General features: G+C 60.9%; 18 protein-coding genes, 1 pseudogene and 1 riboswitch. Of the genes and pseudogenes, 7 read left to right on the top strand and 12 right to left on the bottom strand.

Annotated elements, in window-relative coordinates; translation table 11 throughout:
• Positions 1-18 precede the first annotated feature (18 nt).
• Positions 19-639 carry a DUF922 domain-containing Zn-dependent protease gene (locus tag LXM96_RS06165; RefSeq protein WP_239997502.1) on the top strand — a complete coding sequence of 207 codons (621 nt, stop codon included), beginning with the start codon at positions 19-21 and terminating at the stop codon, positions 637-639.
• A 13-nt stretch (positions 640-652) separates the two neighbouring features.
• Here the strand turns inward: LXM96_RS06165 and LXM96_RS06160 are convergent, their stop codons facing one another.
• Positions 653-973, bottom strand: coding sequence for a 2Fe-2S iron-sulfur cluster-binding protein (locus tag LXM96_RS06160; RefSeq protein ID WP_239997501.1), 321 nt, complete (start codon positions 971-973; stop codon positions 653-655).
• 106 nt (positions 974-1079) lie between these two features.
• Complete coding sequence (locus tag LXM96_RS06155; RefSeq protein WP_239997500.1) at positions 1080-1448, bottom strand: Hpt domain-containing protein; 369 nt, start codon at positions 1446-1448, stop codon at positions 1080-1082.
• A gap of 456 nt (positions 1449-1904) precedes the next feature.
• Here LXM96_RS06155 and LXM96_RS06150 point away from each other — a divergent pair, with 456 nt between their 5' ends.
• Complete coding sequence (locus LXM96_RS06150; RefSeq protein ID WP_239997499.1) at positions 1905-8216, top strand: apolipoprotein A-IV repeat region-like domain-containing protein; 6312 nt, start codon at positions 1905-1907, stop codon at positions 8214-8216.
• A 92-nt stretch (positions 8217-8308) separates the two neighbouring features.
• Here the strand turns inward: LXM96_RS06150 and LXM96_RS06145 are convergent, their stop codons facing one another.
• From LXM96_RS06145 to LXM96_RS06130, 4 genes are read right to left on the bottom strand one after another with little or no spacing between them, the layout of a single operon-like run.
• Positions 8309-8914, bottom strand: coding sequence for an ABC-type transport auxiliary lipoprotein family protein (locus tag LXM96_RS06145; RefSeq protein WP_239997498.1), 606 nt, complete (start codon positions 8912-8914; stop codon positions 8309-8311).
• A 22-nt stretch (positions 8915-8936) separates the two neighbouring features.
• On the bottom strand, positions 8937-10307 hold the full coding sequence (locus tag LXM96_RS06140) for an MlaD family protein (protein ID WP_239997497.1): 1371 nt from the start codon (positions 10305-10307) through the stop codon (positions 8937-8939).
• Between the two features lie 8 nt (positions 10308-10315).
• Complete coding sequence (locus LXM96_RS06135; RefSeq protein ID WP_239997496.1) at positions 10316-11143, bottom strand: ABC transporter ATP-binding protein; 828 nt, start codon at positions 11141-11143, stop codon at positions 10316-10318.
• A gap of 10 nt (positions 11144-11153) precedes the next feature.
• Positions 11154-12278: an ABC transporter permease gene (locus tag LXM96_RS06130; RefSeq protein WP_239997495.1), complete on the bottom strand. Its 1125-nt coding sequence runs from the start codon at positions 12276-12278 to the stop codon at positions 11154-11156.
• A 147-nt stretch (positions 12279-12425) separates the two neighbouring features.
• On the opposite strand from LXM96_RS06130, the gene dgcA reads away from it, so the two are divergent.
• Positions 12426-13406, top strand: a complete 981-nt coding sequence (gene dgcA, locus LXM96_RS06125) for an N-acetyl-D-Glu racemase DgcA (protein WP_239997494.1) — start codon at positions 12426-12428, stop codon at positions 13404-13406.
• On the opposite strand, the gene LXM96_RS06120 is transcribed toward dgcA, so the two are convergent.
• Positions 13358-14527, bottom strand: a complete 1170-nt coding sequence (locus LXM96_RS06120; protein ID WP_239997493.1) for an MFS transporter — start codon at positions 14525-14527, stop codon at positions 13358-13360. The two genes, dgcA and LXM96_RS06120, sit on opposite strands and share 49 nt — an antisense overlap.
• A 142-nt stretch (positions 14528-14669) precedes the next feature.
• Entirely contained in the window at positions 14670-15473 is an 804-nt protein-coding gene (locus LXM96_RS06115; protein WP_239997492.1) for a UDP-2,3-diacylglucosamine diphosphatase, read from the bottom strand.
• 215 nt (positions 15474-15688) lie between these two features.
• Between LXM96_RS06115 and LXM96_RS06110 the strand changes: the two genes are divergently transcribed.
• Together LXM96_RS06110 and LXM96_RS06105 are read left to right on the top strand one after the other, a co-directional pair.
• On the top strand, positions 15689-17992 hold the full coding sequence (locus LXM96_RS06110; protein ID WP_239997491.1) for an NADP-dependent malic enzyme: 2304 nt from the start codon (positions 15689-15691) through the stop codon (positions 17990-17992).
• 72 nt (positions 17993-18064) lie between these two features.
• A complete protein-coding gene (locus tag LXM96_RS06105; protein WP_239997490.1) occupies positions 18065-18715 on the top strand; it encodes a hypothetical protein in 651 nt (216 codons plus the stop codon).
• A gap of 14 nt (positions 18716-18729) precedes the next feature.
• Here the strand turns inward: LXM96_RS06105 and bluB are convergent, their stop codons facing one another.
• Together bluB and LXM96_RS06095 are read right to left on the bottom strand one after the other, a co-directional pair.
• On the bottom strand, positions 18730-19422 hold the full coding sequence (gene bluB, locus LXM96_RS06100) for a 5,6-dimethylbenzimidazole synthase (RefSeq protein WP_239997489.1): 693 nt from the start codon (positions 19420-19422) through the stop codon (positions 18730-18732).
• Positions 19423-19495: 73 nt separating this feature from the next.
• A riboswitch (cobalamin riboswitch) is annotated at positions 19496-19680 on the bottom strand.
• Positions 19681-19705: 25 nt separating this feature from the next.
• Positions 19706-20542, bottom strand: a complete 837-nt coding sequence (locus tag LXM96_RS06095; protein ID WP_239997488.1) for a TolB family protein — start codon at positions 20540-20542, stop codon at positions 19706-19708.
• A 168-nt stretch (positions 20543-20710) separates the two neighbouring features.
• On the opposite strand from LXM96_RS06095, the gene LXM96_RS06090 reads away from it, so the two are divergent.
• Positions 20711-22648, top strand: a complete 1938-nt coding sequence (locus LXM96_RS06090; protein WP_239997487.1) for an LTA synthase family protein — start codon at positions 20711-20713, stop codon at positions 22646-22648.
• Here the strand turns inward: LXM96_RS06090 and LXM96_RS06085 are convergent.
• Both LXM96_RS06085 and LXM96_RS06080 read right to left on the bottom strand, forming a co-directional pair.
• On the bottom strand, positions 22624-23028 hold the full coding sequence (locus LXM96_RS06085; protein WP_239997486.1) for a GFA family protein: 405 nt from the start codon (positions 23026-23028) through the stop codon (positions 22624-22626). The two genes, LXM96_RS06090 and LXM96_RS06085, sit on opposite strands and share 25 nt — an antisense overlap.
• Before the next feature lie 144 nt (positions 23029-23172).
• Positions 23173-24546: a class II 3-deoxy-7-phosphoheptulonate synthase gene (locus tag LXM96_RS06080; protein ID WP_239997485.1), complete on the bottom strand. Its 1374-nt coding sequence runs from the start codon at positions 24544-24546 to the stop codon at positions 23173-23175.
• 268 nt (positions 24547-24814) lie between these two features.
• Here LXM96_RS06080 and LXM96_RS06075 point away from each other — a divergent pair.
• Positions 24815-26073: pseudogene (locus LXM96_RS06075) on the top strand (TadE/TadG family type IV pilus assembly protein).
• Positions 26074-26086: the final 13 nt, after the last annotated feature.

The following is a 26086-nucleotide window of genomic DNA, read 5'->3' as shown; positions in this document are numbered from 1 at the left end:
ACGTCCGCAGGCTTTCGAATGTGCTTGAGTTTCAGTTTCCGTCACGTGTTGGGCGGCACCGCGCTTGCCTGTATGATAGCGACGGCGGCGCAGAGCGATCCTCTTGTCACCAAAACCTACGGCTATTTCAATATCGGCGGCAAGACCGCGGAGGAACTGGATCAACAACTGGAGCGTAATGGCCCCCTCACCCAGACCACCGGTCACCGGCATCCGGGTGCAACGGAGATAAAATTCGGCGGCGAGGTGACTTATGTGGAACGCGCCGGCCGTTGCTCGGTGGGCTCCGCCCAAGTGACGCTCAAGACACACCTCATACTGCCCCGCTGGAGCAACCGCCGCAGGGCCACCAAGAACCTGCGCTTCATATGGGACACCCTGTCGTCCGACATAAAGCGGCACGAAGAGCGACATGCAGAGATTGCTCGAGGCTATGCCCGTACACTGGAGAAGGAGCTTCTCGGCCTTCGTGCCGCCTCAGATTGCAATGAACTCGAGAAGAAGGTGGGCGAGACGACGCAGCGCGTTCTCGAGGCTCACGACCAAGACCAGCTTCGTTTCGACAAGATTGAATCGAAGAATTTTGATGATCGGATGATGCGGCTTCTGACCTATCGATCAAAGCAGCAAGACGGCTAAGGCTCCGCGACCCTTACGCCTGCCGCTCCGGCACATTGACAACAAGCCCGTCCAGTTGGTCCGTCACCTTGATCTGACAGGAAAGCCTCGACGTCGGCTTCATCTCATAGGCAAAGTCCAGCATGTCCTCCTCCATCGGCGAAGGGGGCCCGACCCTTTCGGACCACGCATCATCGACATAGACATGACAGGTTGCACAGGCGCAGGCGCCGCCGCACTCGGCCTCGATTCCCGGCACAGAATTGCGCACCGCATTCTCCATGACTGTAGAGCCATTGGTAGCGTCCAGGTCGTAGCGCGTTCCGTCGAAGGCGACGATCGTCAGTTTGGTCATGGTTGGGAATCCGGTCAGTCTTGCGCGGGTGAAGGCTTGTCTTTCAACAAATCGGCTCTCGCGTCAACATAGGCAGCGAGCCCGGGGGGCACAATGCCATGGCTTGTCAGCGGCACAGCTTCAGGATGAAATTTTCCGCCTCCAGCAACTCAGCACCGAGCTTGGCAAGTCCACCCGCGTCAACCGCATTCGCCTCTACACAACCGGCAGTCTCTGCAACCTGGAACGCACCGACTGCGGATGCGGCCTGACGCAAACGGCGCGCGGCGGCGGCAGTCAGAGCGGGATCGCCCTTGCCCATCTCACGCAGAGCATTACGGGCCTGCCGGACAAACATCTGCAACGCTTCGGCTTCAAGGTTCGCATCGCCTAGGCTGCGCCCGGCGAGATGCACAAGATCAACAGGACGCGCTCGGGCAGCGAAAAGCGAGCGCTCGGTGACCGGGGCTTCGAAAGCGATGGTGGACGCAACCATGAGATTTGTTATTTCCTTAGGACAAGCATTGGCCGAACGTGCCGGACAAGTGGCTCTATCCCGTTAAATCGAGGCGCAAACAGGGCTGAAATCTTCGGCTATGGTTAATTTCGCCTAAGAGCGCTGATTTACAGGTCTTTCGCCGAGTTCTATGGTTTATCTCCTGTTAACAAGGCGCCGCCACTGCCGCTGCCGCACGTGCGCCGAATTGTGAAGACAGGGCAGATGTGCCACTACAGTACAGGTGGTATGGCGGGAGTTCGTTCTCGTCGATGCGGATGGCGCGTTGGTAAGTTTTCCTTATCATCCGTTTGCAAGAACGCCATCCGATATAAAAGTAACAGGATCCTAAGGTCATGACGACACGGGGATCCGGCAGGCATGATCTCCGGCTGGTCGATTGGCGGCACGACCAGCGGAAGATGGCCGGGCGAGTATGTAGCGAGGCGTAACCGCATGGCAAAAAACACCACGACTGAGTCGATCGACGAGACCGCATTCCAAGCACTGGAGGACGCCCTCAAGATCGACTTCAATGACGAGCAGGACGCTCGTCGAAAGTCGGCGCCCCACGCCTCGGAGGCCAGATTGTCCGATACGCCAAAGCAGCGCGCCATCCCCAAGCGCCGTGAAAATCCCGCAGAGCCGCCCCGCACCCAAGCGGCAGAGCCCGTAGCACGCGCCCCCGCCTTTGAACCGGCCAATGACGGCGGCCGCCGCAGCACGCTCAACATGCTGAAGTCTTTCGAAGGGGGCAACATGCGCTCGTCGCTCCGCAACGCAGGGATCGTCTCCCTGTTTTGGGCGATCGGCGGCTTCGGGCTGGCTCAGATGGTATATGGCACGGACCTGTGGGGAGCAGGGTCGGTCGCCGGACTGGTGTCGTCGCCCGCCTTGTTAGGCGTCGTCGTCGGGATCTTTGTCCCGATCCTGCTTTTCTTCGCCTTCGCCATCATGATGGCTCGCGCGCAGGACCTGCGCAATGCTGCCCGTTCCATGGCCGAGGTCGCTCTGCGTCTCTCCGAGCCAGAAACCATCGCTGCAGATCGAATCATGACGGTTGGCCAGGCCGTGCGCCGCGAAGTTTCCGCCATGAACGAAGGCATCGAACGCACGATCGCCCGTGCGACGGAACTCGAGACCCTCGTCCACTCCGAAGTAAACGCTCTTGAACGCAGCTATGCCGACAACGAGCTGCGAGTGCGTGGCCTTGTCCACGAACTGGGCAGCGAGCGTGACGCCATCGTCAATCATGCAGAGCGCATTCGTTCCTCCATTGTGGGCGCTCACGAGCAGCTCAAGGAAGAACTGTCTCTCGCGACGGAGGAAATTTCGATCCGCCTGGCAACGTCCGGCGAAGCTTTTGCCTCCATGATCGACACTCGGGCTGCTGCCCTCACGGAAAAGACCAATGCCGCCGGCGAAGCTCTTGGATCGCTTATTGCAGCGAAGGCACAGGATCTGGTCGAAACCTTGAGCTCCTCCGGCTTCGCGCTGGCGAACGAATTCGATGAGCGCCTTCAGACGCTCACATCGACGCTCTCCGAGCGCGGCCAGGAGCTCCTCGGCGAGTTCGAGACCCGCGCTTCCACACTGGATGCAAACACCGAACGCCTCAATGCGGCGCTTGCCGATCGCACGCGCCAGTTGAACGAGACGCTCGTCGCCCGGACCCGGGAGATCACCGAAGGACTTACCGAAGGCGAGCGCAGTATCACCACCTCGCTCGACGCCGTACTCGGATCGCTCAACAAGTCGCTGGATGAGAAGGGCACGACCTTCCGTCAGAACCTGCAAAATGCAGCCGATGATGCGGTCATGGATCTGGATCTTCGCACCGGCTTGTTTGAAGAACGCTTCCAGGCGACAGTCGGGCAGCTTAGCACGACATTCGACGAAGGGTTGACGCAGTTCACGTCCGCCTTCGACCAACGCGCCGGTAGCCTCGACAGCAAGCTGATGGATAGCCTCGCGCGCATCAACGAGACAGTTGCGGGCGGAACCGACTCGATCGAAGGCATCCTCAACGGCAGTATCGAGCGGATCGGCAGCACGCTTACCGAACAGGCTCTCAGCCTGGCCACCACCCTTGGCACCGGGCAGGAGATCCTAGATTCGGCACTTGAGGAACGGACCAAGGATCTCAGTGATGCACTGGCTGCCCGCAGCAATGAGATCACGAGCGCCTTTGGCAATACCCACGAAGCTATCGATGCCGTGCTTGCTGCACGCAGCGAAGCGCTGCTCGGTGCACTCACCGACAGTCAAAAGCAGTTCGACAGGACCCTGACGGAAGGCTCGGAGGCTGTTGTCGAAGCGTTGGAAGGCGGTCAGCAGCGCTTCACCGAGACCATCGACCAACGCACTGCAGCCATCCGGGCCACCGTTGCCGACGCTCCGGAACGCCTCGCCAACCTTCTTGATGAACGCGCATCTGCTATCGCTCGTCATCTTGAAGAAGGAGAGCAACGGATCGCTGAAGGATTGGAACGCCGCACCGCCGATCTTAGTCAAACTCTGTCGGCCAACGGAGACCGCCTCACCGAGTTGCTCGACGACAAGACGATGGAGATCAGCACCGCGTTTGCGCTGGGAGAAGACCGCGTCGCCGGCATTCTGACCAATCTTGCGGATACGCCCGAGCGTCTTTCCACTGTTCTTGGTGAGCGTGCAGCAGCCATAGCCCGCAGTCTCGAGGAGGGCGAACAACGGATGGGAGAGGGCTTCGACCGCAGGCTCGCCGATCTTGCGCAGACGCTTTCCGTCAATGGCGAGCGCTTTGGGGAGCTTCTTGACGACAAGACGCTTGAGATCAGCACCGCTTTCGCTCTCGGCGAGGACAGGATCACAGAGGTTCTGACGAACTTGGCCGACACGCCGGAGCGCCTCTCAGGCATTCTGGACGAACGGACAGCTGCCATAGCCCGGCACATCGATGAAGGTGAACAACGTCTGGGCGACAGCCTTGATCGGCGTGTGGAGGGTCTGGCACAGGCCATCGCAATGAACGGCGACAAGATCGGCGAGATCCTGGATGACAAGACGCTTGAACTGAATACCGCCTTCACACTCGCCGAAGATCGGATCGCGGGCGTCCTCAGCAGCGTTGCCGACACGCCGGAGCGGCTTTCACATGTTCTCGATGAGCGTGCAGCCGCCATTTCACGACATCTCGAGGAAGGCGAGCAGCGTCTTGGCGACAGCCTTGATCATCATCTCGCCGGCTTCGCCCAGGTCCTCGCCACCAATGGAGACAAGATCGGCGAGATGCTGGACGACAAGGCGATGGAACTGAATACCGCCTTTGCCATCGGCGAAGATCGGATCGCCGGCGTCATCGCAAGCGTGGCCGAAACACCGGAGCGGCTGTCACAGGTTCTTGACGAGCGCGCAGCCGCCATCGCACGCCACCTTGAGGATGGTGGGCACCGACTTGGGGAAATGCTGGACGATAAGACGTTTGGACTCAGCACGGCCTTTGCGTTGGGCGAAGACCGACTCACAGGCGCTCTGGACGAGCGAGCCGACAAACTCATTACCATTGCTTCCGACGCAAGCGCTCGGATCGAGGGCTCGGTGGGGCAGGTCTCGCAACGCCTTGAGTCGGTGTTGGACGATGGTGCAAACCGGTTCGAGGGCAGTTTCGCAAGCGGAGCAGAACGTCTGGAAGGCACGATCGGCGCTGGTCATGAACAAGTGGCCACCACGCTTTCGGCGATGAACGAGCAGCTTGCAGCCACAGTCACGTCTGGACACCAGCAACTTGAGGAGACGCTCGTCACCAATTACGAGCGCCTGCGCGCCACCTTGGAAGAGCGCAGCGAGATAATGTCGGGCGTCCTTACCCAGGCCCGGGAGCAGATCAACGAGCTGATGTCCGATCAGACAACTTCGATCGGCACCACGATCGCAACCAGTGCTGGGCTTTTGGAGATGTCGCTCGAACTTCAGCAGGACGAGTTCCGCGCGGCAATTGACGGCGTGGGTTCCAATCTGGAGCAGCGTCTCAACGCAACTGCAGGCGAAATCGCCGAGAAGCTCAACAAGGCTGCCGAGGAGATCAACCGCTCGGCTGACGATCTATCCGGGCGCATTGAAAGCACCGTCGGGACCGTTACAAGTCTCGTCGACGGTGCTGGACGCGACATCGGCCACGCCCACGAACGCATCGCCGAGACCTTCGAAACCGGAACGGCACGCCTCGACGAGCGGCTGTCGACGATGGACCGCGCCCTTAACATCGGGCTGGACAACGTCACGAAGACGATCGAAGGGAAAGCTGCCGGCCTAGCGGCGACCCTTCGGGAAGCCGTGGCTTCTGCCGCCGAAGGCATGGATGGCGAAGCCATCCGCTCAGCAGACGTTCTCAGCCGGGCGGGCGCAGAGTTCGCTGACCAGCTCTCCAACCGCAATGCGGAGTTCACACGCTCCGTGGAAGAACGCTCAAACGACATCGTCGCACGGATATCAGAAACCCAGAACCGCCTTGCAGGACAGGCCGCCACTGTAGCCCAGGCCTTTTCAGAGGCTGGAAGCGCGATCGTCCACAAGGTTGCCGAGGCCGATTCGCTGGTCAAGCGGCAAGTCACAGCCATCTCTGAAGCGCTCGGCGAGGCCGAACAGGCACTTGAGGCACGGGGGGGGTCGCTGCGGAGCACGCTGTCGGAAACCGCCGGGGAGTTGCACGCTGCCATGGACGCAGTCGACAAGGCTCTAGCTGCACGCGGCGATGCAGTTCGTGCCGCTCTCGACAGCCGCGCACGGGATCTGAATTCAATGCTGGCCAGCCGGACAACTGAGCTTTCGCGCCTGATCGAGGAGCAGGCAAAGCCGGTGGTGAACCAGTACGCTGAAGTGAGCCGTTCAGCTGCGGAACAGATTGCCATTGCCGCCCAGGAGAGCACCGATCGTATTGCGGCCGTCGCGAGCGAAAGCACCGGACGCATCCGCAACGAGAACAGCTCCTTGGTCAGCGCCATTGCCTCACGGACAGATGAAGCACTTGCGGCCCTGACCCAGCGGGCAGAAAGCACTGCCGGTGCACTCTTGGCCGTCGAAAGGGGTCTCACGGGCAACGTCAACGCGCTGATTGAGCGGTTGGAAGAAAGCAACTCCGGCATCGCCCACACCATCCAGCGCGCCGCGCAGAACATCACTTCGGCCACCGACGAAGCATCGGCCCGACTTGCCGGCGTGGACGAGCAACTAGACGCCACCGCAAACAGATTCCAGCAATCAGCGAGCCAGGCAATCGACATGGTTTCCGGATCCAGCAGGCTCCTGGAAAACAACATCGACCGGCTTGCGAATATCTCGAACCAGACACTCGGTCAGGTGGGCGGCATCGTCGGGCGGTTCGACGAACATTCGAAGGTGCTTGCGCAGGCTTCGGAACTGCTGGGCGCTGCACAGTCGAATCTTGCCAACACGCTCGGTGAGCGTCAGACCGCTTTGCGTGACCTTTCGATCGGGCTCGTGAAGCAATCGGAGCAGATCGAGGAGACGATGCGTAACCTCTCGTCACTCGTAGATGGGGCCTTCGACCGCGCAAGCGAGCGCTCCTCGCAGGTTGCTGCCCATCTACGCGAAAGCCTCCACGGTGCGTTCGCCGAGGTTGGGCGCACTCTTGGCGAAACCCAGCAGCGTGCAGATCTTACGGCACAATCGATGCGCGAGGCCTTCTTGGGCGCAGGACAGGAAGCCAACCGCGTCGTCGACGAAACCATGGCCAACGCCGAAAACCGCGCCAAGGGTTTGGCAGAACGTATTCGGGCGAGCGTGGATGGATCGCTTGGAGACGTTGAGCGGGTGCTCAACGATGCCACGAGCCGCTCCGACAGTGCCGCCGTTCAGCTGCGTGAGACCTTGCGTCAATCGATCGAAGAAGCCGCTGGACGCTTCGCTGGCGCAACAGACGAGATACGACGCTCCGCAAACGAGATCCGCGAAGAGCTTGATAGCACCCGTTCCGAACTGAAGCGTGGCGCCTTCGACCTTCCCGAGGAAGCGAAGGAAAGCGCCGCAGCCATGCGCCGTGCGGTCACAGAGCAGATCAAGGCTCTGCAGGATCTTTCCCAACTGGTCGGCCGTTCCTCTCAGCAACTGGAGGTTTCGCAACCCGCCCAGCCGCGCGCGCCGGCTCCGGCCCCACGGCCGCAGCAGGCGACCGCCCTGCCGCAGCCGCCGATCTCCGCACCGCATTCCGACATCCTTTCCTCTGGCCTTCGCGGCTCGCTGAACGTGGCACCAGCCGCTCAGCAGCAGCGTCCGGCAGAGCCTGCCCCCCGCCCTGGCGAAGGCGGCTGGATCAGCGACCTGCTGCGTGGCGCGTCCCGCGAGCCGGCAGCAGAAAGTCGCCAGGCACCGCGTCAGCCGGAGCAAGCTGCTCCCCGTGGAAATGGTGACAACCGCAACCCCCGGCACATGGTCGAATCGCTGAACTCACTGTCGGTGGATATTGCACGTGCCATCGACCACGATGCATCGGTCGATCTCTGGCGGCGTTATCAGCGCGGTGAGCGCGACGTCTTCACCCGTAGGCTCTATACGCTGAAGGGGCAGCAGACGTTTGACGAAATCAAGCGAAAGTATGAGCGCGAGCCGGAATTCCGGACAGCCGTCGACCGCTATATTGCCGACTTCGAAAAACTGCTGAATGACGTTGCCCGCACCGACCGCGACAAAAGCGTCACCCAGAGCTACCTCACCTCGGACACCGGCAAGGTCTATACCATGCTCGCCCACGCCGCCGGCCGGTTCAACGGCTAGCGTGCGGGCAAGGGACCAGGCTAGCAGTCCACAAAAAAAGAGCCGCCTCGTGGGCGGCCCTTTCTTTTGGTCGGGCTTGTCTGGAACAAGAGCTACATCACTTGCAGCGACCACTCGACGATCTCTGCGCCCGCCACAGCGAACGCAGCATTGAGGGCTTGAACGAAATCACGGTTGTCGGAGCCTGAGACGGGAACGCTGGTCTGGAATGCCCGCTGTGCACGCACGGTCCCATTGCGGTCGTTCAGGATCTTCACGAAGATCTCGACATTGGCAGCATCTGCACCGACCGTATTGACTTCGAAGGCGCGGATTTCGGCAACGATCTGGTAATCGATAGCCAGCCCCTGCCCCGGCTTGCCGACCCCGCCGAGGCGGCCGCTGTTTTCAAACGCCGCGACCAGCTTGGATTGAACCATGCGCGGCAGCGTGTCGCTCCATTGAGAATTCGCCAGGTACTGGATTTCCGACGGCGACACCCGCACGACAACCTGGTTGCTGTCGATCGCCTTCAAGGCCGTCGGCTCTGGCACGAGGATTTGCCGGCCTCGGGCGGCAGGTCCCGTACTCGCCGGTGTGACCGAAAGGTCGAAGGTGTCGTTGTTGGCCTTGGAGCCGCAGCCCGCGACAATCAATGCCACAAGCGGCAGTACCGCCAGAGCAGTCGGGCGTAAGGAGCCTCTCTTGTTCAAGGTCATTCCGGTCATCGATACTGCGCCCCTACCGTCGCGTTCTGCCGTCATACTGCTTAACATTCTCGCCGCCGAATATCAGCCGCTGTGGGTTTTCGTCAAAGTTCGTAATCGTGTCGCCAAGGCTATTGACCGTGCGGCGCGTATCCTCGACGAGCGACTGGATGTCCCTGAGCCCGGTAGAGGAGAATCGCTGCAGGCTGTCGGCGATTGGTCCCACCCGCGCATTTATGTTGTCTGCCACCGTTCGGAACGACTCAAGCGTCCGCCTGGCTTCTGCAAAGAGAGACTCAGAATCACCGCCGGACAGCATCGTGTCCACCTTGGCGAGGATGCCGTCGACTCGATTTGAAGCGTTGTTGAGCTTCTGCGCGAGATCCGTGAAATCACCGATAGCTTGATCGATGTCACCACGACGTTCGGCAACACTGTCAACCACCTCACGCGCGGATGACAAAGCGCTGCGTGCATCCTCGCTTGCTGCGGTGATGTTGTTGACGGCCGTGCCGATATTGGTGGGGCTTATGGCGGCCATCAGCGTGTCGGCGCGTCGGATCACCGACTGGGCATCCGTGGTCACCCGCTCGAAACCGGCCGCAGCCTCACGGATGTTCTGCGCGATCTCGTCCAAATTCTCCGACGCGTCCGCGACGTTGCGCGTGACCCGCTCGGTGTTGGATACAACTGCGTTGATCTTGGCTGCATCGACCGCCCGGACGAGTTGATCCGCCGCAGCAAGGGTCGAATCCAACCGCGCCGAAACGCCATTGAAGGTAACCGCGAGTGTCGACATGCTTTCCAGGAACTGGTCGATCGCGTCGGAGTTGCTGGCGAGCGCGCCGGTAAAGGCCTCTGCATTGCGAATCGTCTGCGTCAGAGGCCCCCGTGCATCGGCAACGAACCCCTGGAGGTCGCCGATCGCCTGGTTGGCGCGGTCGAGGATCTTGTCCGCCGTCGCCAGCAGATTGGTGACGCTTGACTGGTCGGCAATCAGCACCGCCGGACGTTCTGTCTCGATCGCCTTCTGCAAGATGTTTTCTTCACCTTTATTGCCACCCGAGAGCTCGATATAGGCCGCGCCCGTAAGTCCCTGCACCTCCAGAACAGCCCTCGTTGAAGGATAGACCGGCGCATCCGCACGGACCTCGGTGAAGGCGATGGAGTATTGGGGATCGTCCGGATCGATGGACAGGCTGCGCACGGAACCGACTGGGATGCCGTTGAAGCGGACGGGCGAGCCAACTGAAAGACCGTTGGCCGATCCCGGAATGCGGATGGCAAGCTCCGCCGTCGGCCCACCGCGGCCAGACTGAGCCATCCAGTAGACGAAACCGAATGCGGCAGCGATCACCAACAGGGTGAAAAACCCGACGATTGCGTAATTGGCTTTGGTTTCCATGGCCTCAGTCACTTTTCTGCAGGTTGCGCAGCGTCCTCGTCCGTGGTCACCACGGAACGGGCCCGCTTGCCGCGGAAGTAGGCCTGAACCCACGGGTCGTCGAAGGAAAGCATATCGTTCAGCGTGCCTTCGACCAATACCCGCTTCTGGCCCAGAACGGCAATACGGTCGCAGACGGAAAAAAGGCTGTCGAGATCGTGGGTTACCATGTAGACCGTCAGCCCCAGCGTGTCGCGCAGCCTGGCGATCAACATGTCAAATTCTGCAGCTCCGATGGGGTCGAGACCGGATGTCGGCTCGTCGAGGAACACGAGGTCCGGATCGAGCGCAAGCGCGCGTGCCAGCGCGGCGCGCTTGATCATTCCGCCCGAGAGCTCGGACGGGTATTTGTCAGCAGCATCCGGCGCGAGCCCGACCATCTCGATCTTCAGAAAGGCTAGCTCATCCATCAGCGACTGCGGCAGATCGAGATACTCGCGCATCGGCAGCTGGATGTTTTCCTTTACCGTCAACGACGAAAACAGCGCGCCATGCTGGAAAAGCACGCCGAGACGCGTGTCGAGCTCCATCCGCTGCATTTCATCCGCTTCATCGTAATCGGTGCCGAGGATCTCGATCCGACCCGATCGCCGTGGCAGCAGCCGCAGCACGGTACGCATCAGCACCGATTTACCGGTGCCGGACGCACCGACGAAACCGAGAATTTCGCCGCGATAGATATCGAGGTTCAGATGGTCGAGCACAATATTGGAGCCAAACCCCACCGTCACGTCGCGCACCGACAGCACCACCTGCCTGTCTTCCCGCTCAGAAGCTTTCTCAGCCGTTTGTTGCAATCTGCAGCTCCTAAAAATCGATCGCCGAATAGAAGATCGCAAAGAAGGAATCCATGACGATAACAGCGAAGATCGACTTCACCACCGATGCGGTAACGTGCTTGCCGAGCGATTCGGCGCTGCCCCCGACCTTCATGCCCTCGACAGCGGCGACGATGCCGATCGCGAGCGCCATGAATGGTGCCTTGATCATTCCCGAGGCAATCGATGTGTGGTCGATCGCCTCGTGCAGACGCGACAGGAAGGTGTCGAACGTAATGCCGGAATAGGTGTAGGTTACAACCGCGGCGCCATAAAGCGCTGCAAAGTTAGCAATGATGGTGAGGAGTGGCAGAACAATTGTCAGCGCCACCAGCCTCGGGAAGATCAGCACGCCAACGGGGTTAAGCCCGATGACGGTCAGCGCATCGATCTCCTCGCGCATCTTCATCGATCCGATTTCCGCCGTGATCGCGCTGCCGGAGCGGCCCGCGATCATGATCGCGGTCAGCAGCACACCGACCTCGCGCAATTGTAGGATCCCGACGAGATCGACAACGAAAATCTCGGCGCCGAAGTAACGCAGTTGGAAGGCTCCCTGCTGCGCGATGATGGCGCCGATCAGGAAGGACATTAGAGCGATGATGGGAACCGCCCGCACGCCCATATGGTCAATCTGATTAACGACGGACGCAGGGGAAACGCCGCCGCCGCGACCGAACTTCATCTGGGCCCCGCGAACCGCCGATCCAAGGATGTGCATGGCTGCCACCATGTCTCCGGCGAGTTCGGTCACTATTCGGCCAGGTGGTGCGAAGGCGCGCTCAAAAAACGACGCACGCGATCCTGAAGGCGCAGTTGGCGCGGGCGCCTTTTCAGGAAGCACAGAGATCAACTCGTCGACATTTGCCGTTGCACCGACAAGTGCCACCTCCCGGCCCTGCGACTGCTTGGCGGTGATGACCCTGCGGATCAGCCAGGCTCCTGCCGTGTCGATTGCATGGACGCCCGACACGTCGATTTCAACGCGCCCCTGCCCGGATCTCTTCTTCAGCTCCTCGAGCGTCGGCAGAACCTTCGCAATGCTGTGGTTGCGCCAGTCACCATGGGCGACCAGCCGCTCGCCATCGCCCCCAGGCAGCTGTTCTGACGCCATTGCGGCGGCCTGGGTTTCAGTGTTGGGTGACGGCACTGGCATCTTTCGTGGTTTTAGTATCGGGCGCAGCCGTTATCATTGATGCAAGACGGCAACCGGCAATATAAACAGCTGCCGAAGAATTACCACGACGGGAAGTTCAAAAGCATGCGACGTAACCTCGAAGCCACAATCGACACCTTCCCGATCGCTGGGCTTTTCACCATCTCTCGTGGCTCCAAGACCGAAGCGGAGGTAGTCACCTGCACCATATCTGCCGGCGACGTTTCCGGCCGCGGCGAATGCGTTCCCTACCGGCGCTACGGCGAATCGATCGAAGGGGTCCTCAAGGACATCCGCTCAGTCTCGGACGCTGTGGCCGAGGGTGCGGGCCGTGCCGAGCTCCTGCGACTGTTGAAGCCGGGCGCCGCCCGAAATGCTGTCGATTGTGCCCTCTGGGATCTCGAAGCGAAACAGGGCAAGATGGCAGTCTCGGATGCCCTCAACCTCTCACCGCGCCCGATCACCACCGCCTTCACCCTTTCACTCGGCGATGCTGAAACAATGGCGGCGGAAGCGGCACGACATTCCCAGCGCCCGCTCCTTAAGGTCAAGCTCGGGACCACAGATGACGAGGCGCGGATGCGAGCGGTGCGTCGGGCCGCGCCAGCGTCTCGCATCATCGTCGACGCCAACGAGGGCTGGACCGAGGAAAACATTGAGCGCCATCTTCGGGTAGCGGCGGAACTGCAGATTTCTCTGATCGAACAGCCCCTCCCTGCGGGGAAGGATGCAAAGCTCGCCCAGATTCAACGTCACGTCCCGATCTGCGCTGACGAGAGCGTGCACGCGATCGAGGACCTGGAAGCACTGCGCGACCGCTACGACGCCGTCAACATCAAGCTCGACAAGACCGGCGGCCTCACCGAAGCGCTCCGCATGAAGGCAGAAGCAACGCGTCTAGGTTTCAGCATCATGGTCGGCTGCATGGTTGGCACCTCTTTGGGTATGGCACCTGCAGTCCTACTAGCGCAGGATGTGGACTACGCCGATCTGGACGGGCCGCTGCTGCTTGCCCACGACCGTAACCCCAGTCTGCGCTACGAAGGATCCACCGTATTTCCGCCCCCGCCAGATCTCTGGGGCTGAAGCCGCGCGGCGAGTGCAATGGTGAGAAGACCCGCCACGGCCGCGAGCGCCATCACGGCGAAGCTTGCGGCACCATATTGGCGGTAGAGGATGCCGGAGCCGAAGGTCGCCAGCGCGAGAAAGGCGCCGTTGTAGAAGAAGTATGCCCCCTGCATGGAGGACTCCTGATCCTCCTGGACCATTTCCACCAGCTTGTGCTGCACTCCGATGTGCAGAAAGGTGAAGGTAAAGGCATGCATGGATTGCAGCAGGAAGTAGCCCCAGAAGCCAAGCGGAATGGGGAAGAGCACCCAGCGCAGCACGGCGACCGCGCAGCCGAACCGCATCAGGGTCCAGGGTGAAAGGCGCCGCGCGATGATGCCGGAAGCGAAGAATACAAGAATCTCGGCAATGACCGCCGTGCTCCACAGGATGCCGATCTGCGTTCCGCCGAAGCCCTCATCCTGCCAATGGATGGCGCCAAAGGCGTAGAACATCGCGTGGCTTGCCTGGGCGATCGAAGCGCCGATCATAATCAGGTGAAGGTCGATCCTGCCCCAAGCGCCCAGCCCCTTGAAGCGCCCGACACCGCCCAGGGACGTGTTGCGACGCGCCGGACCAAGACGCGGCGCCACGTAGGCCGCAAGCAGCGTGGTGGCGAAGGCAATGATGGCAACCGCCGGAAGGACCCTGCCGCCCCAGAGGCCGATCAACTGCCCCATCAGCAGGCTCATCACCACGAAGCCGACCGAGCCCCAGACGCGCAGTGAACCGTACTCAAAGCCCCAGCGCCGGACGCCGCTCACCGCGATCGAATCGACCACCGGTACATAAGCGGCAAAGACCGCCGCCTGCAGGCAGTAGATCAGCAGCACCGGCCAGAATTCCGTTGCAGAATATAGTGCGACTGCGGTCAGGAGGGAGAGACCACCCGACCAGAACAGCACCCTGGAGCGCTCCTGCAACCGGTCGGCAATCGCGCCGACAACGGGTGCGGCGATAATCCGAACGATCAGGGGAATGGCAAGAACTATCCCGATCTCGAATTCGCTGAAATGAAGCGAATTCAGCCAGACCGGGAAATAGGGCAGCATGATCCCATTGACGCCGATCGGTGCTGCATAGGCGAGCGCGCAACGCATTCGAAATCGCCGCGGCGGCGGCTCGGTCACAATGGGTGTTGTCACGGGAGCAACTAAATCGGACAGGATCTTGCACGGTCTAGCACGCGCCCTGCGCGGCTCCTATGGCAGATTTGCCATCACCGGCGGGAAACGCCCATCTTCAGGCAGCCTTCATGCCCTCGACAGAATCCGGCGTCAGCGGCTGCAGCGTCGCGACTGCCGCCGGCTTCTGCCAAGTGATCATTTCCATGGTGCCGTCTTGGCGCTCGACAACGGCCGTGCAGCTTTCGACCCAGTCACCCGTGTTGATGTATTGGATGCCGTTGATATCTTCCATCACCGCGTGATGAATATGACCGCAGATGACCCCATCGACATCAATCTTGCGCGCTTCGTCTGCAACGACATTCTGAAACTCGCCGATGAAGTTGACGGCTTGCTTCACCTGAAGCTTCGCCCAGGCGGAGAATGACCAATAAGGCATCCCAAGCCGCCGCCGAACCGCGGCCAGCACGACATTGAGAGCGATTGCTGCGTCATACGCCCAGTCGCCGAGATAGGCCAACAGGCGCGCATTTCTGACAACCACGTCGAATTCGTCGCCGTGCAGCACCAGATATCTCTTCCCGTCCGCCGCCTCGTGAACGATCCGCTCGGCCACTTCTATTCCGCCGAAGTGGGTACCGGGGAAGTCGCGGAGAAATTCGTCGTGATTGCCGGGTATGTAAATGATGCGGCATCCCTTGCGCGCCTTGCGCAGCAGTTTCTGAACCACATCGTTGCAGCCTTGCGGCCAGTGCCAGCTGCGCTTCAGGCGCCAGCCATCTACGATGTCTCCGACGAGAATAATCGTGTCGGCCTCATTGTGCCGCAGGAAGTCGAGCAGAAGGTCGGTCTGTGCTGCCTTCGAGCCGAGGTGAACGTCGGAGATGAAGATCGTCCGGAAGTGCCTGCTGCTTGCCATCTCGGTCACGTTCTCCTCTCGCCTGCACGCCTTTGGGGCCATTCCAAAACCAGAGTCGTGTATCAGGAGCATGACAACCGCGGCCAATGTGCGGCGACGAGAGGGCGCACCGAGCAAGGTTTCGAGGAAATAAAGCTGTTCCCAACGTCGGTTTGTTGTAAGGAGGGCACAACCGACCATTCGACGAAAGACGTATCACCGGAGGCGCCAAGGGCATGCAGGACGACGCGAACGCAAACGGCACGAAGAAGTCCGGCGATCTCGATGAACAGGCCCTGTTCTTCCACCGGTACCCGCGCCCCGGCAAGCTCGAGATCCAGCCCACGAAACCGCTTGGCAACCAGCGCGACTTGGCGTTGGCATATTCACCTGGCGTCGCAGCACCCTGCCTCGCAATCCGCGACGATCCCAATACCGCGGCCGATTACACAGGGCGCGCAAATCTCGTGGCGGTGATCTCGAACGGCACCGCCGTGCTTGGATTAGGCAATATCGGCCCGCTTGCCTCCAAGCCAGTGATGGAGGGCAAGGCGGTTCTCTTCAAGAAGTTTGCCGCCATCGACGTCTTCGACATCGAGATCGACGCGCAAAGCATCGAATCGATGGTCTCGACCATCTCGGCACTGGAGCCTACCTTTGGCGGCATCAACCTTGAGGACATCAAGGCGCCGGAATGCTTTGAAGTCGAGCGCCAGTTGCGCCAGAAAATGAACATCCCGGTCTTCCACGACGACCAGCACGGCACCGCCATCATCGTCGCCGCCGCCATCCTTAATGGGCTGGAGCTCGCTGGCAAGGATCTCTCCTCCGTCAAGATCGTCACCTCCGGCGCAGGTGCCGCGGCGCTTGCCTGCCTCAACCTGCTGGTTGAACTTGGGGCGCAGCGGGAGAATATCTGGGTCCACGACATCGAAGGCCTGGTCTATGAGGGCCGCACGGAGCTGATGGATGAATGGAAGGCTGTCTATGCCCAAACGAGCAAGACACGGACGCTCGCCGAGAACATCGACGGTGCAGACGTCTTCCTCGGCCTTTCCGCTGCCGGCGTCCTGAAGCCCGACCTCCTGGCGAAGATGGCCGACAATCCTCTGATCATGGCGCTCGCCAACCCGACGCCCGAGATCATGCCGGAGCTGGCGCGGGCCGCCCGCCCTGACGCGATGATCTGCACCGGCCGCTCCGACTTCCCCAATCAGGTAAACAACGTCCTCTGTTTCCCCTATATTTTCAGGGGTGCTTTGGACTGCGGCGCACGCACCATCAACGAAGAGATGAAGATGGCGGCGGTGCGCGCCATCGCGGCCCTCGCCCGTGAAGAAGTCTCCGACGTCGCTGCCCGCGCCTATTCCGGCGAGACGCCGATCTTCGGGCCGGACTACCTCATCCCCTCGCCATTCGACCCGCGGCTGATCCTGCGCATCGCTCCGGCGGTCGCGCGCGCTGCCGCCGAGACGGGCGTTGCCGGTCGTCCAATTCAGGATTTCGATGCCTATCTGGACGAGCTCAACCGGTTTGTCTGGCGCTCGGGCTTTGTCATGAAGCCGATCTTCAATTCCGCCAAGAAGGCGGAGAAGAACCGCGTCATCTTTGCCGAAGGCGAGGATGAGCGTGTCCTGCGCGCAGCCCAGGTCCTGCTGGAGGAAAAGACCGCTCGTCCGATCCTGATCGGCCGCCCGAGCGTTATCGAGGCACGCCTGAAGCGTTTCGGCATCCGCATTCGCCCGAATGTCGATTTCGAGGTGGTGAACCCCGAGGACGACCCGCGCTACCGCGACTATGTGGACGACTACTTTGCACTCGTGGGTCGTGCCGGCGTCAATCCGGAGGCTGCGCGTACGATCGTGCGCACCAACACCACCGTCATCGGTGCGCTATCAGTCAAGCGCGGCGAGGCCGACGCGCTGATCTGCGGCGTCGAAGGGCGCTACGACCGCCATCTGCGAGACGTCAACCAGATCATCGGCAAGCGCGATGGTGTCTGCGCCTTCTCCGGCATGAGCCTGCTGATCTCGCAGCGCGGTGCGATCTTCTTCACCGACACCTTCGTCACTCACGACCCCACGGCCGCGGAAATCGCCGAGATGACCATCCTGGCCGCTGAAGCGATCCAGCGTTTTGGCATCGTGCCCAAGGCTGCCTTGGTCAGCCATTCCAACTTCGGTTCGCGCAATTCCGGAAGCGCACAGAAGATGCGGGATGCGCTCTCGCTGGTACGCCAGCGTGCCCCGGAGCTTGAGGTCGATGGCGAGATGCAGGCCGGTTCGGCACTGTCCGAGCCGCTGCGCAAGCGGGCGATGCCAAATAGTACGCTGACCGGTGAAGCGAATCTTCTCGTCTTCCCGAGCCTTGACGCCGCCAACATCTCGCTCGGCATCGTCCGCAACATGATGGACGCGCTGCATGTCGGACCAATCCTGCTCGGCACGGCGCTTCCGGCACACGTCCTGTCGCCTTCGGTGACTTCGCGTGGCGTGGTCAACATGGCGGCACTCGCTGTCGTCGAGGCATCAAACGCCTGAGCAGCTAGCGATTATGATAATCTCAACCGGCGGACCCGATGATGTCGGGACAAGAGACGCCCGGAGACGATCATGAAGAAGAGCCTTTCTGCCGTCACCATGCTCCTGCTGCTGCAGAGCCCGGCGCCGGCGGATCAGTCCATGCTCTGCCAGTCCCTCAATCGGCGCCTTGTCGCGATCCCGGAAGTGATCGGCAGCACCGCCGAGGTGCGCCGTCATGCCGAGGCGCTGCGTAACCAGGAAGACGAGATCCGCTTCCTGCGATCTGAGAGGCGCCGCGCCGGCTGCGACGCCGGAAGCATCGTCTCGTTTGGTAGCTCAGGCGATGTCTGCAGCGAGATCACCCAGGCGCTGCGCCAGGCGGAGGCGGACCGCGATGCCATTCGTTCTCGGCGAGCCGCCTCGCTCTCCATCGTCCGCCCGAACGGCGAACGCAACGCGATCCTCTCCGCCATGCAGCAGAATGGATGCGATGAGGTCGTCGCGCTGCCGAACATTCCCACCGCACAGCCTCAGCTGCTGCCTCAGCCGAGCCTTCCTTCCCGTTCCGGCTCCAGCATCACGGATGTAACGACGAGCAAGCCGAGGGAAACCGCCGAGGCCCCTCCGCCACCACCGGAGCGACCCTACGACCCGTCGCAGAAGGTCCGCACCGTCGGCCCCGTCTTCCTCCCCGACGACAGCTCGATCGATCTCGCCAATCCGGCTTCCGATGGTGCCTAGTCTCGGCAATAGGATCAGCGCTCGCCCCAGCGGTCGTGGAAGACGAGCTCTTCGAGCGGCAGGCGCTGGCGCCACCCCTTCACCGCAAGCTCGGGTTGCTCGTAAAGCTCGCTGACATAGCCGAGGCACAGCCAGGCGACGATCTCGACCCGCTCCGGAATGCCGAGGAGGGTGCGGATGTCTGCCTCGTGGAAGATGCTCACCCAGCCGACACCTACCCCTTCGGCGCGGGCTGCCAGCCAGAGGTTCTGGACGGCGCATACGGTGGAATAGACATCCATGCGAGGATTGTGCGTGCGCCCCAGCACCACAGGTCCTGCCCGGTCCGGATCGCAGGTGACGCAGATGCTGAGCGGCGCCTTGCGAATGCCTTCGAGCTTCAGACTACGGTAGAGCGCCTGCTTCTCGTCGGAGAACATTTCAGCCGCTTCCTCGTTCGCCCGCTGAAACGCCTGATGCGCCCGTTCCAGGAGATCCCGATCACGGATCAGCAGGAAGTTCCACGGCTGCATGAAGCCGACTGAAGGCGCCGCATGGGCAGCACCGAGCAGCCGCCGCACAAGATCGTCCGAGAGTGGAACGGGCAGGAACTGGTCGCGCACATCGCGCCGCGTTTCGATGGCCTTGTAGATGGCCAAGCGCTCGTCGTCGGAAAACGCGGCAGCGGTCACCAGGCCGCATCCGTACCCGTCTCTTTCAGGTCGCATCGTTCATCCCCAACAATGCTGACGCCGGAGCTGAGCCTCCAGGCGTCACAAAACCCAGCCGCCGTCCGTGCGGTAGGGTCTATCGCGTCAGGCCGGTCTTCTGACTCGACTTCATCCGCCTGCCGCAGCCTTCCCGGAAAAACCAGTGGCTCGTCTTCTGCAGCAGCCGTCCGCCTCACAGCGCTGGGCACGTGCCGGATCTGCACCGGCTTCCCGATTCTCCAGCACGTGGCTGGCACCTGACGTGTTATGCATGCCTTGCCAGCGGCTTGACTTCAAGCCTTCATGCCACCGGAAAATAGCGGACATAAGCGAACTGCCGCCCGTCCGGCGCCCAGTTCGGCGAGTTCATCGTTCCCTGCCCGCCGAACAGCTCGAACAGCGTTTCAACGTTCGATCCATCCATGTCCATCATCCGAATCCTGACATCGAGGTCGCGCGGATGATCGAACACGTCGCCGTCATAGGACAGGAAGACGATCTTGTCGCCAACCGGTGACGGATGCGGAAACCAGTCGACATAGGGGCTGTCCGTTATCCGCTCCGCTGGCCCGCCCTCTGCAGGGACTCGCCAGATCTGCATGCGCCCGCTGCGGCTCGAGTTGAAGTAGATCCATTTGCCATCGCGCGAATAGTCCGGGCCATCATTGCGCCCCTCGCCAAAGGTTAGCCGCTGTTCCTCTCCACCCTCGATACCGATCGTATAGATATCGAAGAGATCGTCCCGGATGCCGCAATAGGCGAATCTCCGGCCGTCGGGCGACCAGCCGTGCCAATAGGATGGACGCCTTTTCGTTACCAGGCGCGGCTCTCCCCCAGTGGCGGGCAGAATGTAAACTGTGGACGCGCCGAAGGCCGTTTTGTCGGAGATGGCCATCCATTCGCCATCGGGTGAAATCCCGTGGTCGTTATTGCATTCGACCGAAAACCCTGTGTCGACCATCTCCAGTGAGCGTGCCCCGTTCAGCATCAGCCGATACATCCTGCCGTCGCTGTTCAGCAGCAGGTAGCGCCCACAAGGCGACCAATTGGGCGCTTCCAACAGAACCTCTGCTTGCCACAATATGCGGATCGTCTTGCTTTCCAGGTCGAAGGCCTCGATCGAACTTCTGGCTGTCACCTGCGTACGTCTCCCCTTCTACAGCCACTCCCTGCCACGGCCAGCAAGGCTGAGCCGGTCCCTCAGGTCGAGCGCGACGAACTAGCACAGTTCCCCGGCTCAGGTGGTTCACCTCCGGTTCATGACGGTTATATGACACTTCAATGACAGTGTTGATAGGAGCAAAGCGTGAGCCGGGTTGCCAAACAAGAATCAGTCCCGGCGTCTCCGGTTACCGGGTCGGCTTCCCTTCTGCATCACATCCTCGCTGCGCTAGTGCTGGTCGCGGCCTGCACAGCGCTTGTTGGTGCAGTCGAGGCTGTTGCCGGTCGGCCGCACGGGGATGTGATTGCCTTCGTGCTGTCGCGCCCCGGTCTCACCACCGTCGCGATCATGTTCCTCGTCGCGCTGGGCATGGATATGCTGCTGGGTCGCGCCTTCCGATCGATTGTGCTGCTGGTCCCTGCGGTACTCCTCCTGGCCTTCATCTCGTACGAAAAGCAGCAGTACCTTTCAGATCCCCTTTATCCCTCGGACCTGCTTTTCGCGCGCCAGATCACAGAGCTTCTGCCGGTGATGGTCAAGGCAAATCCGGTGGAAGCTTTGGCGCTGGGCAGCCTTGCAACTGTCGGCATAGCCACGATGATCTATATCGCGCTCGTAGCCTGGCACCACTTTCCGGCCCTGTCCTCGCGCGCCAGACTATCGCGCCTTGTCTTCCTGCTCCCGTTCCTCCTGAGCTTCACCCCGATGATGAATGTTCAAGGCTCCACCTGGCTCAGGGACCGAATGGGGATTCTCCCGATGATGTGGGACCAGAAGGCCAATTACCGGCACAACGGGTTCCTCCTTGCCTTCGCCCTCAACGTACCGATGTCCCGCGTTGCTGCGCCGCAAGGCTACGGTCCCGAAGCAATCGCCGACATCCCCCTGGATCCCGCGGCTTTCAAGGTTGCACGCAAGCCTGCGCCCGATGTGATCATGATCATGAGTGAATCGCTGTGGGACCCGACGAAGCTGGAGAACGTCGGTTTCAATCCCGACCCAATGCCGACGATACGGGACTTGCAAACGGGGCAGATCTTTTCGCCTGAGTTCGGGGGAATGACAGCGAATGTAGAATTTGAGGCGCTTACCGGCTTCTCCAACGCTTTTCTTCCCTATGGGGGAATTCCTTACCAGCAGTATATCCGCCGTCCCCTTCCCTCCCTCGCCGGCCTCTTTCGCGACAAAGGCTATACGTCAGTCGCCGTTCACCCCTTCGAAGGATGGTTCTGGAATCGCGAGAATGTCTACCGTCATCTTGGCTTTGACCGGTTCCTCGCGCAGGAGCAGCTTCCAAGCCTTGAGAAAAGAGGGATGTTTGCTTCCGACACGGCACTGACAGAACAGATCATTCAGATTGCCGAGGGCGCCGATCTGCCGCTCTTCCTGTTTGCGGTTACCCTCCAAGGCCACGGCCCCTATGAAGCCGGGCGCTACATGGACAACAGTATCTCCATCGAGAGCGAGTTGAGTCTGGAAGCGGAGCAGCAGCTTGCGACGTATTCAAATGGGGTGAAGGAGGCAGACGAAAGCCTCGCGATGCTGATGGAGTGGGCAAAGTCACGCCAGCGCGAGACCATCATTGTACTCTTTGGAGATCATCTACCCCCGCTCGGGAAAGTCTTCATGGAAAGCGGCTATATGGAAGATGCCGTCGCGACGCGGCGCGGAAGCCTGGATGTTATGAAGCGTGAGCATGAGACGCCCCTGGTCATCTGGTCTTCGAAGACCGGCGCGCGGAAGGGCCTTAACACGATCAGTCCATCGGTGCTTCCTTACCACGTTGTCAGCGCCGCGGGCTTTTCAGATCCTTTTTATACCGGCCTCCTGGGAGAGGTGGCAGGCAAGTATGCGGTAATTGATCGATATATGCTTGTCGACAAGGAAGGCCGTCCTCTTGCGGGCTGGAACGAGAAGGGCGGAATGGTGAACCAGTCGCTCCAGAACTACCGGCTGCTGCAGTACGACATGATGTTTGGGGACCAGAATGCTCGCGGCCGCTTCTTCCCCTTTTCAGCGCTTCCACCCTTCGATGATGGCGGTATGGCAGGCCTATCTCAAGTGGAGCGGCTGCGCGGATGACGCGGCAGCCCATCCTCCGGCAGGTCGTAGAAATCCGCTTTGTCCTCACAGAAGATATGACAGCCCATCTTGAGATGGTTCGGCCGATCAAAGGCTCCAGCAAGGATTGACATCTGTTCGCTGCCGTTGGCCTGCCAGAATAGCGCCGAACCGCACCGCGAGCAGAAACCGCGGCGGGCAGTTTCGCTGGCGCGAAACCAGGTCAATGTGGATTCAGAAACGAGTTTGAGACGATCCACCGCGACATCGGTTGCCGCATAGTAAAGACCAGTCTGGCGCCGGCACTGGGAACAATGGCAGGCGATGACCTCCCGCAACTTCCCGGTCGTCTCGAACCTGACGCCTCCACAGAGACATCCACCGCGGTTTTGCTCTTCCATTGTCCTCTCCTGCTCCCTACGGACGATAGAGGAGCCGGCAGGACCGTCAAATGCATTCGTCTGAAGCTTTGCTTCAGCGCGCATTATCGGCAGAAAGACGAAAGGGCCGGCAATCGCCGGCCCCTTCTGTACGCATCGGTCGGATCAGCCGTTGACGACCATCCGCTTCTCGTCCCGACCGCTCTTCATCCGCTCGGCCAGCAAGAATGCAAGTTCCAAGGCCTGATCGGCGTTGAGACGCGGGTCGCAGTGGGTGTGGTAGCGGTCCTGAAGATCGCCGGCCGAAACGGCGCGGGCGCCGCCGGTGCATTCCGTCACGTCCTTGCCGGTCATCTCGATGTGGATGCCGCCCGGATGCGTGCCTTCGGCGCGGTGGATCTGGAAGAAGCTTTCGACCTCCGACAGGATCCGGTCAAAGGGCCGGGTCTTGTAGTTGTTGAGCGTGATCGTATTGCCATGCATCGGATCGCAGGACCAGACGACCTTGCGGCCCTCCCGCTCGACGGCGCGGATCAGCTTCGGCAGATGGTCTGCGACCTTCTCGTGGCCGAAACGGCAGATCAGCGTCAGGCGGCCGGCTTCGTTTGCCGGGTTCAGCGTATCGATCAACTCGATCAGGTTGTCGGGCTGCAGCGACGGCCCGCACTTCAGCCCAATCGGGTTCTTGATACCGCGGCAGTATTCAACATGGGCGTGGTCCACCTGGCGCGTCCGGTCGCCGATCCAGATCATGTGGCCGGATGTCGCGTACCAGTCGCCGGACGTGGAATCGACGCGGGTCAACGCTTCTTCATAGCCGAGAAGCAGTGCTTCGTGGCTGGTGAAGAAGTCTGTCTCGCGCAGGCTCGGATTGTTGTCCGCCGTGATGCCGACGGCTTTCATGAAATCCATCGTTTCGCTGATGCGATCGGCAAGCTTCTTGTAGCGCTCGCCCTGCGGGCTATCCTTGACGAAGCCCAGCATCCACTGGTGCACGTTCTCGAGGTTGGCATAGCCACCCATCGCAAAGGCGCGCAGCAGGTTCAGCGTTGCGGCGGACTGGCGATAGGCCATCAGCTGCCGCTCCGGGTTCGGAATGCGGGCGTCCGAATGGAATTCGATGCCGTTGATGATGTCGCCGCGGTAGCTCGGCAGCTCGACGTCGCCCTGCTTCTCGATGTTCGACGAACGCGGCTTGGCGAACTGGCCGGCGATGCGGCCGACCTTCACCACCGGCTGCTGTGCACCGAAGGTCAACACGACGGCCATCTGAAGGAAGGCGCGGAAGAAGTCGCGGATCGTGTCGGCGCCATGCTCCATGAAGCTTTCGGCGCAATCACCGCCCTGCAGCAGAAAGCCGTTGCCTTCGGCCACATTGGCGAGATGCTTCTTCAGGCGACGCGCCTCACCGGCAAAAACGAGTGGCGGGAAGGTGGCAAGCTGTGCCTCGGTCGCGGCCAGAGCTGCAGCATCCGGATAATCCGGAACCTGCTGGATCGGTTTTTGCCGCCACGTGTTCGGGGTCCAATTCTGTGCCATCTCGCTCACCTGCCTTCGCCCGGGACTTCCTGTCCGGCTGTCGTTCTGGAATTTGGCGCGGCTTATACCGTCTCCGGCACGGCTTGCCTAGCATTTTAGCGGCATCTGCCGCGCGCCCTTCTACTCTACCCGATCGGCTGAGCGATTGTTAACCATCTTCGTTTGCCGTTTACAGACCAGCAGAGGTTAGTTTTCGCCCGGGCCATGATTGTCGCCTGCCTCGCTGCATGACGCCGCACGCTCAGATCCACGTCTTGAGGGAGCCGTCATGCTTGCTGCTTTCAATCAGCTATGGGCTGACAGATCAGGAAATTTTGGCATCATGACCGCACTTCTCGCGGTCCCCCTGACCGGAGCAGCTGGTCTTGCCATTGATCTTAGCCACGCGCTTTCCTTGCGGACCCAGCTATATGCCGCAGCAGACGCGGCGGCCGTGGGAGCCATTGCTCCCAATTCGCCGACAGTCGTCCAGGCGATGGCGATGAACGGCGACGGCACGATCACAGTGGGTTCTCCGGATGGGCAAGGCCTCTTCTTCAGCCAGATGGCGGGAGAACTTGGGCAACTTCCGGTTGAAGCTCAAGTCACCGTCACGAAGAGCGGCGGGCTGATAGAGTCCCATGTTTCCTTCAGTGCGATCATGCCAACGACCTTTATGAAGGTACTGGGACGCGAGAGAGTAACCATCAGCGGCGCAGCCAAGGCCCGTTACCAGACGCCGGCGTTCATGGACTTCTACATGCTGCTTGATAACACGCCTTCGATGGGTGTCGCGGCGACGCGGACGATATCGCGGATCTAAAGCACGAAACGCGCCTCGGCTACCAAGGGCCAGATCCCGAAAGGAACGGGAAAGACCGGAACTGTGCGTTCGCATGCCATATCGTCTCGCAGGACGGCGTGGAAGATCCATACAGCTACTACAACGTCGCCCTCAACAAGGGTATTCCGATCCGGATCGAGGTCGTTGCGGAGGCGACCAAGGCCCTTATGGAAACGGCAAAACAGACGCAGACGGTCAACAGCCAGTTTCGTATGGCAGCCTACACCTTTGGCAAGACAGCCCAGGATGCCCAGCTCTTCAAGGTGGCTCATATCGACGGCGACCTCGACACCGTGGCCTCGGCAACCGACAAGATCAAGCTGATGAGCATCCCCTACCAGAACTACAACAATGACCAGCAAACTAGCTTTGATGACGCCCTGACGAGGATCGGAGATGAGATCCATGAACCGGGCGGAAAGGTGAACTCCACGCGATGCATCGAACCGATCGACACGAAGTACTGCGACGAGATCAAGAACAGAAACATCAAGATCGCCGTGCTTTACACCACTTATCTACCCCTGGACGACAACAACTTCTGGAGAGACTGGGTCAAACCGTTCAACGATCAGATCGGTTCAAAGATGCAGGAATGTGCCAGCCCCGGCTACTACTTTGAGGTCTCTCTCGAAGAAGGGATTGAGGACGCGATGAAGACCCTCTTCCACAAGATCGTCAGCACTCCGAGGATCACGAGCTGAACCGGATTGCGCC

The organism is Rhizobium halophilum (genome assembly GCF_021648825.1).
GTDB classification, from domain to species: Bacteria; Pseudomonadota; Alphaproteobacteria; order Rhizobiales; family Rhizobiaceae; genus Neorhizobium; species Neorhizobium halophilum.
The sequence above is the reverse complement of the archived record's forward strand: the minus strand, read 5'-3'. Positions and strand labels throughout refer to the sequence as shown.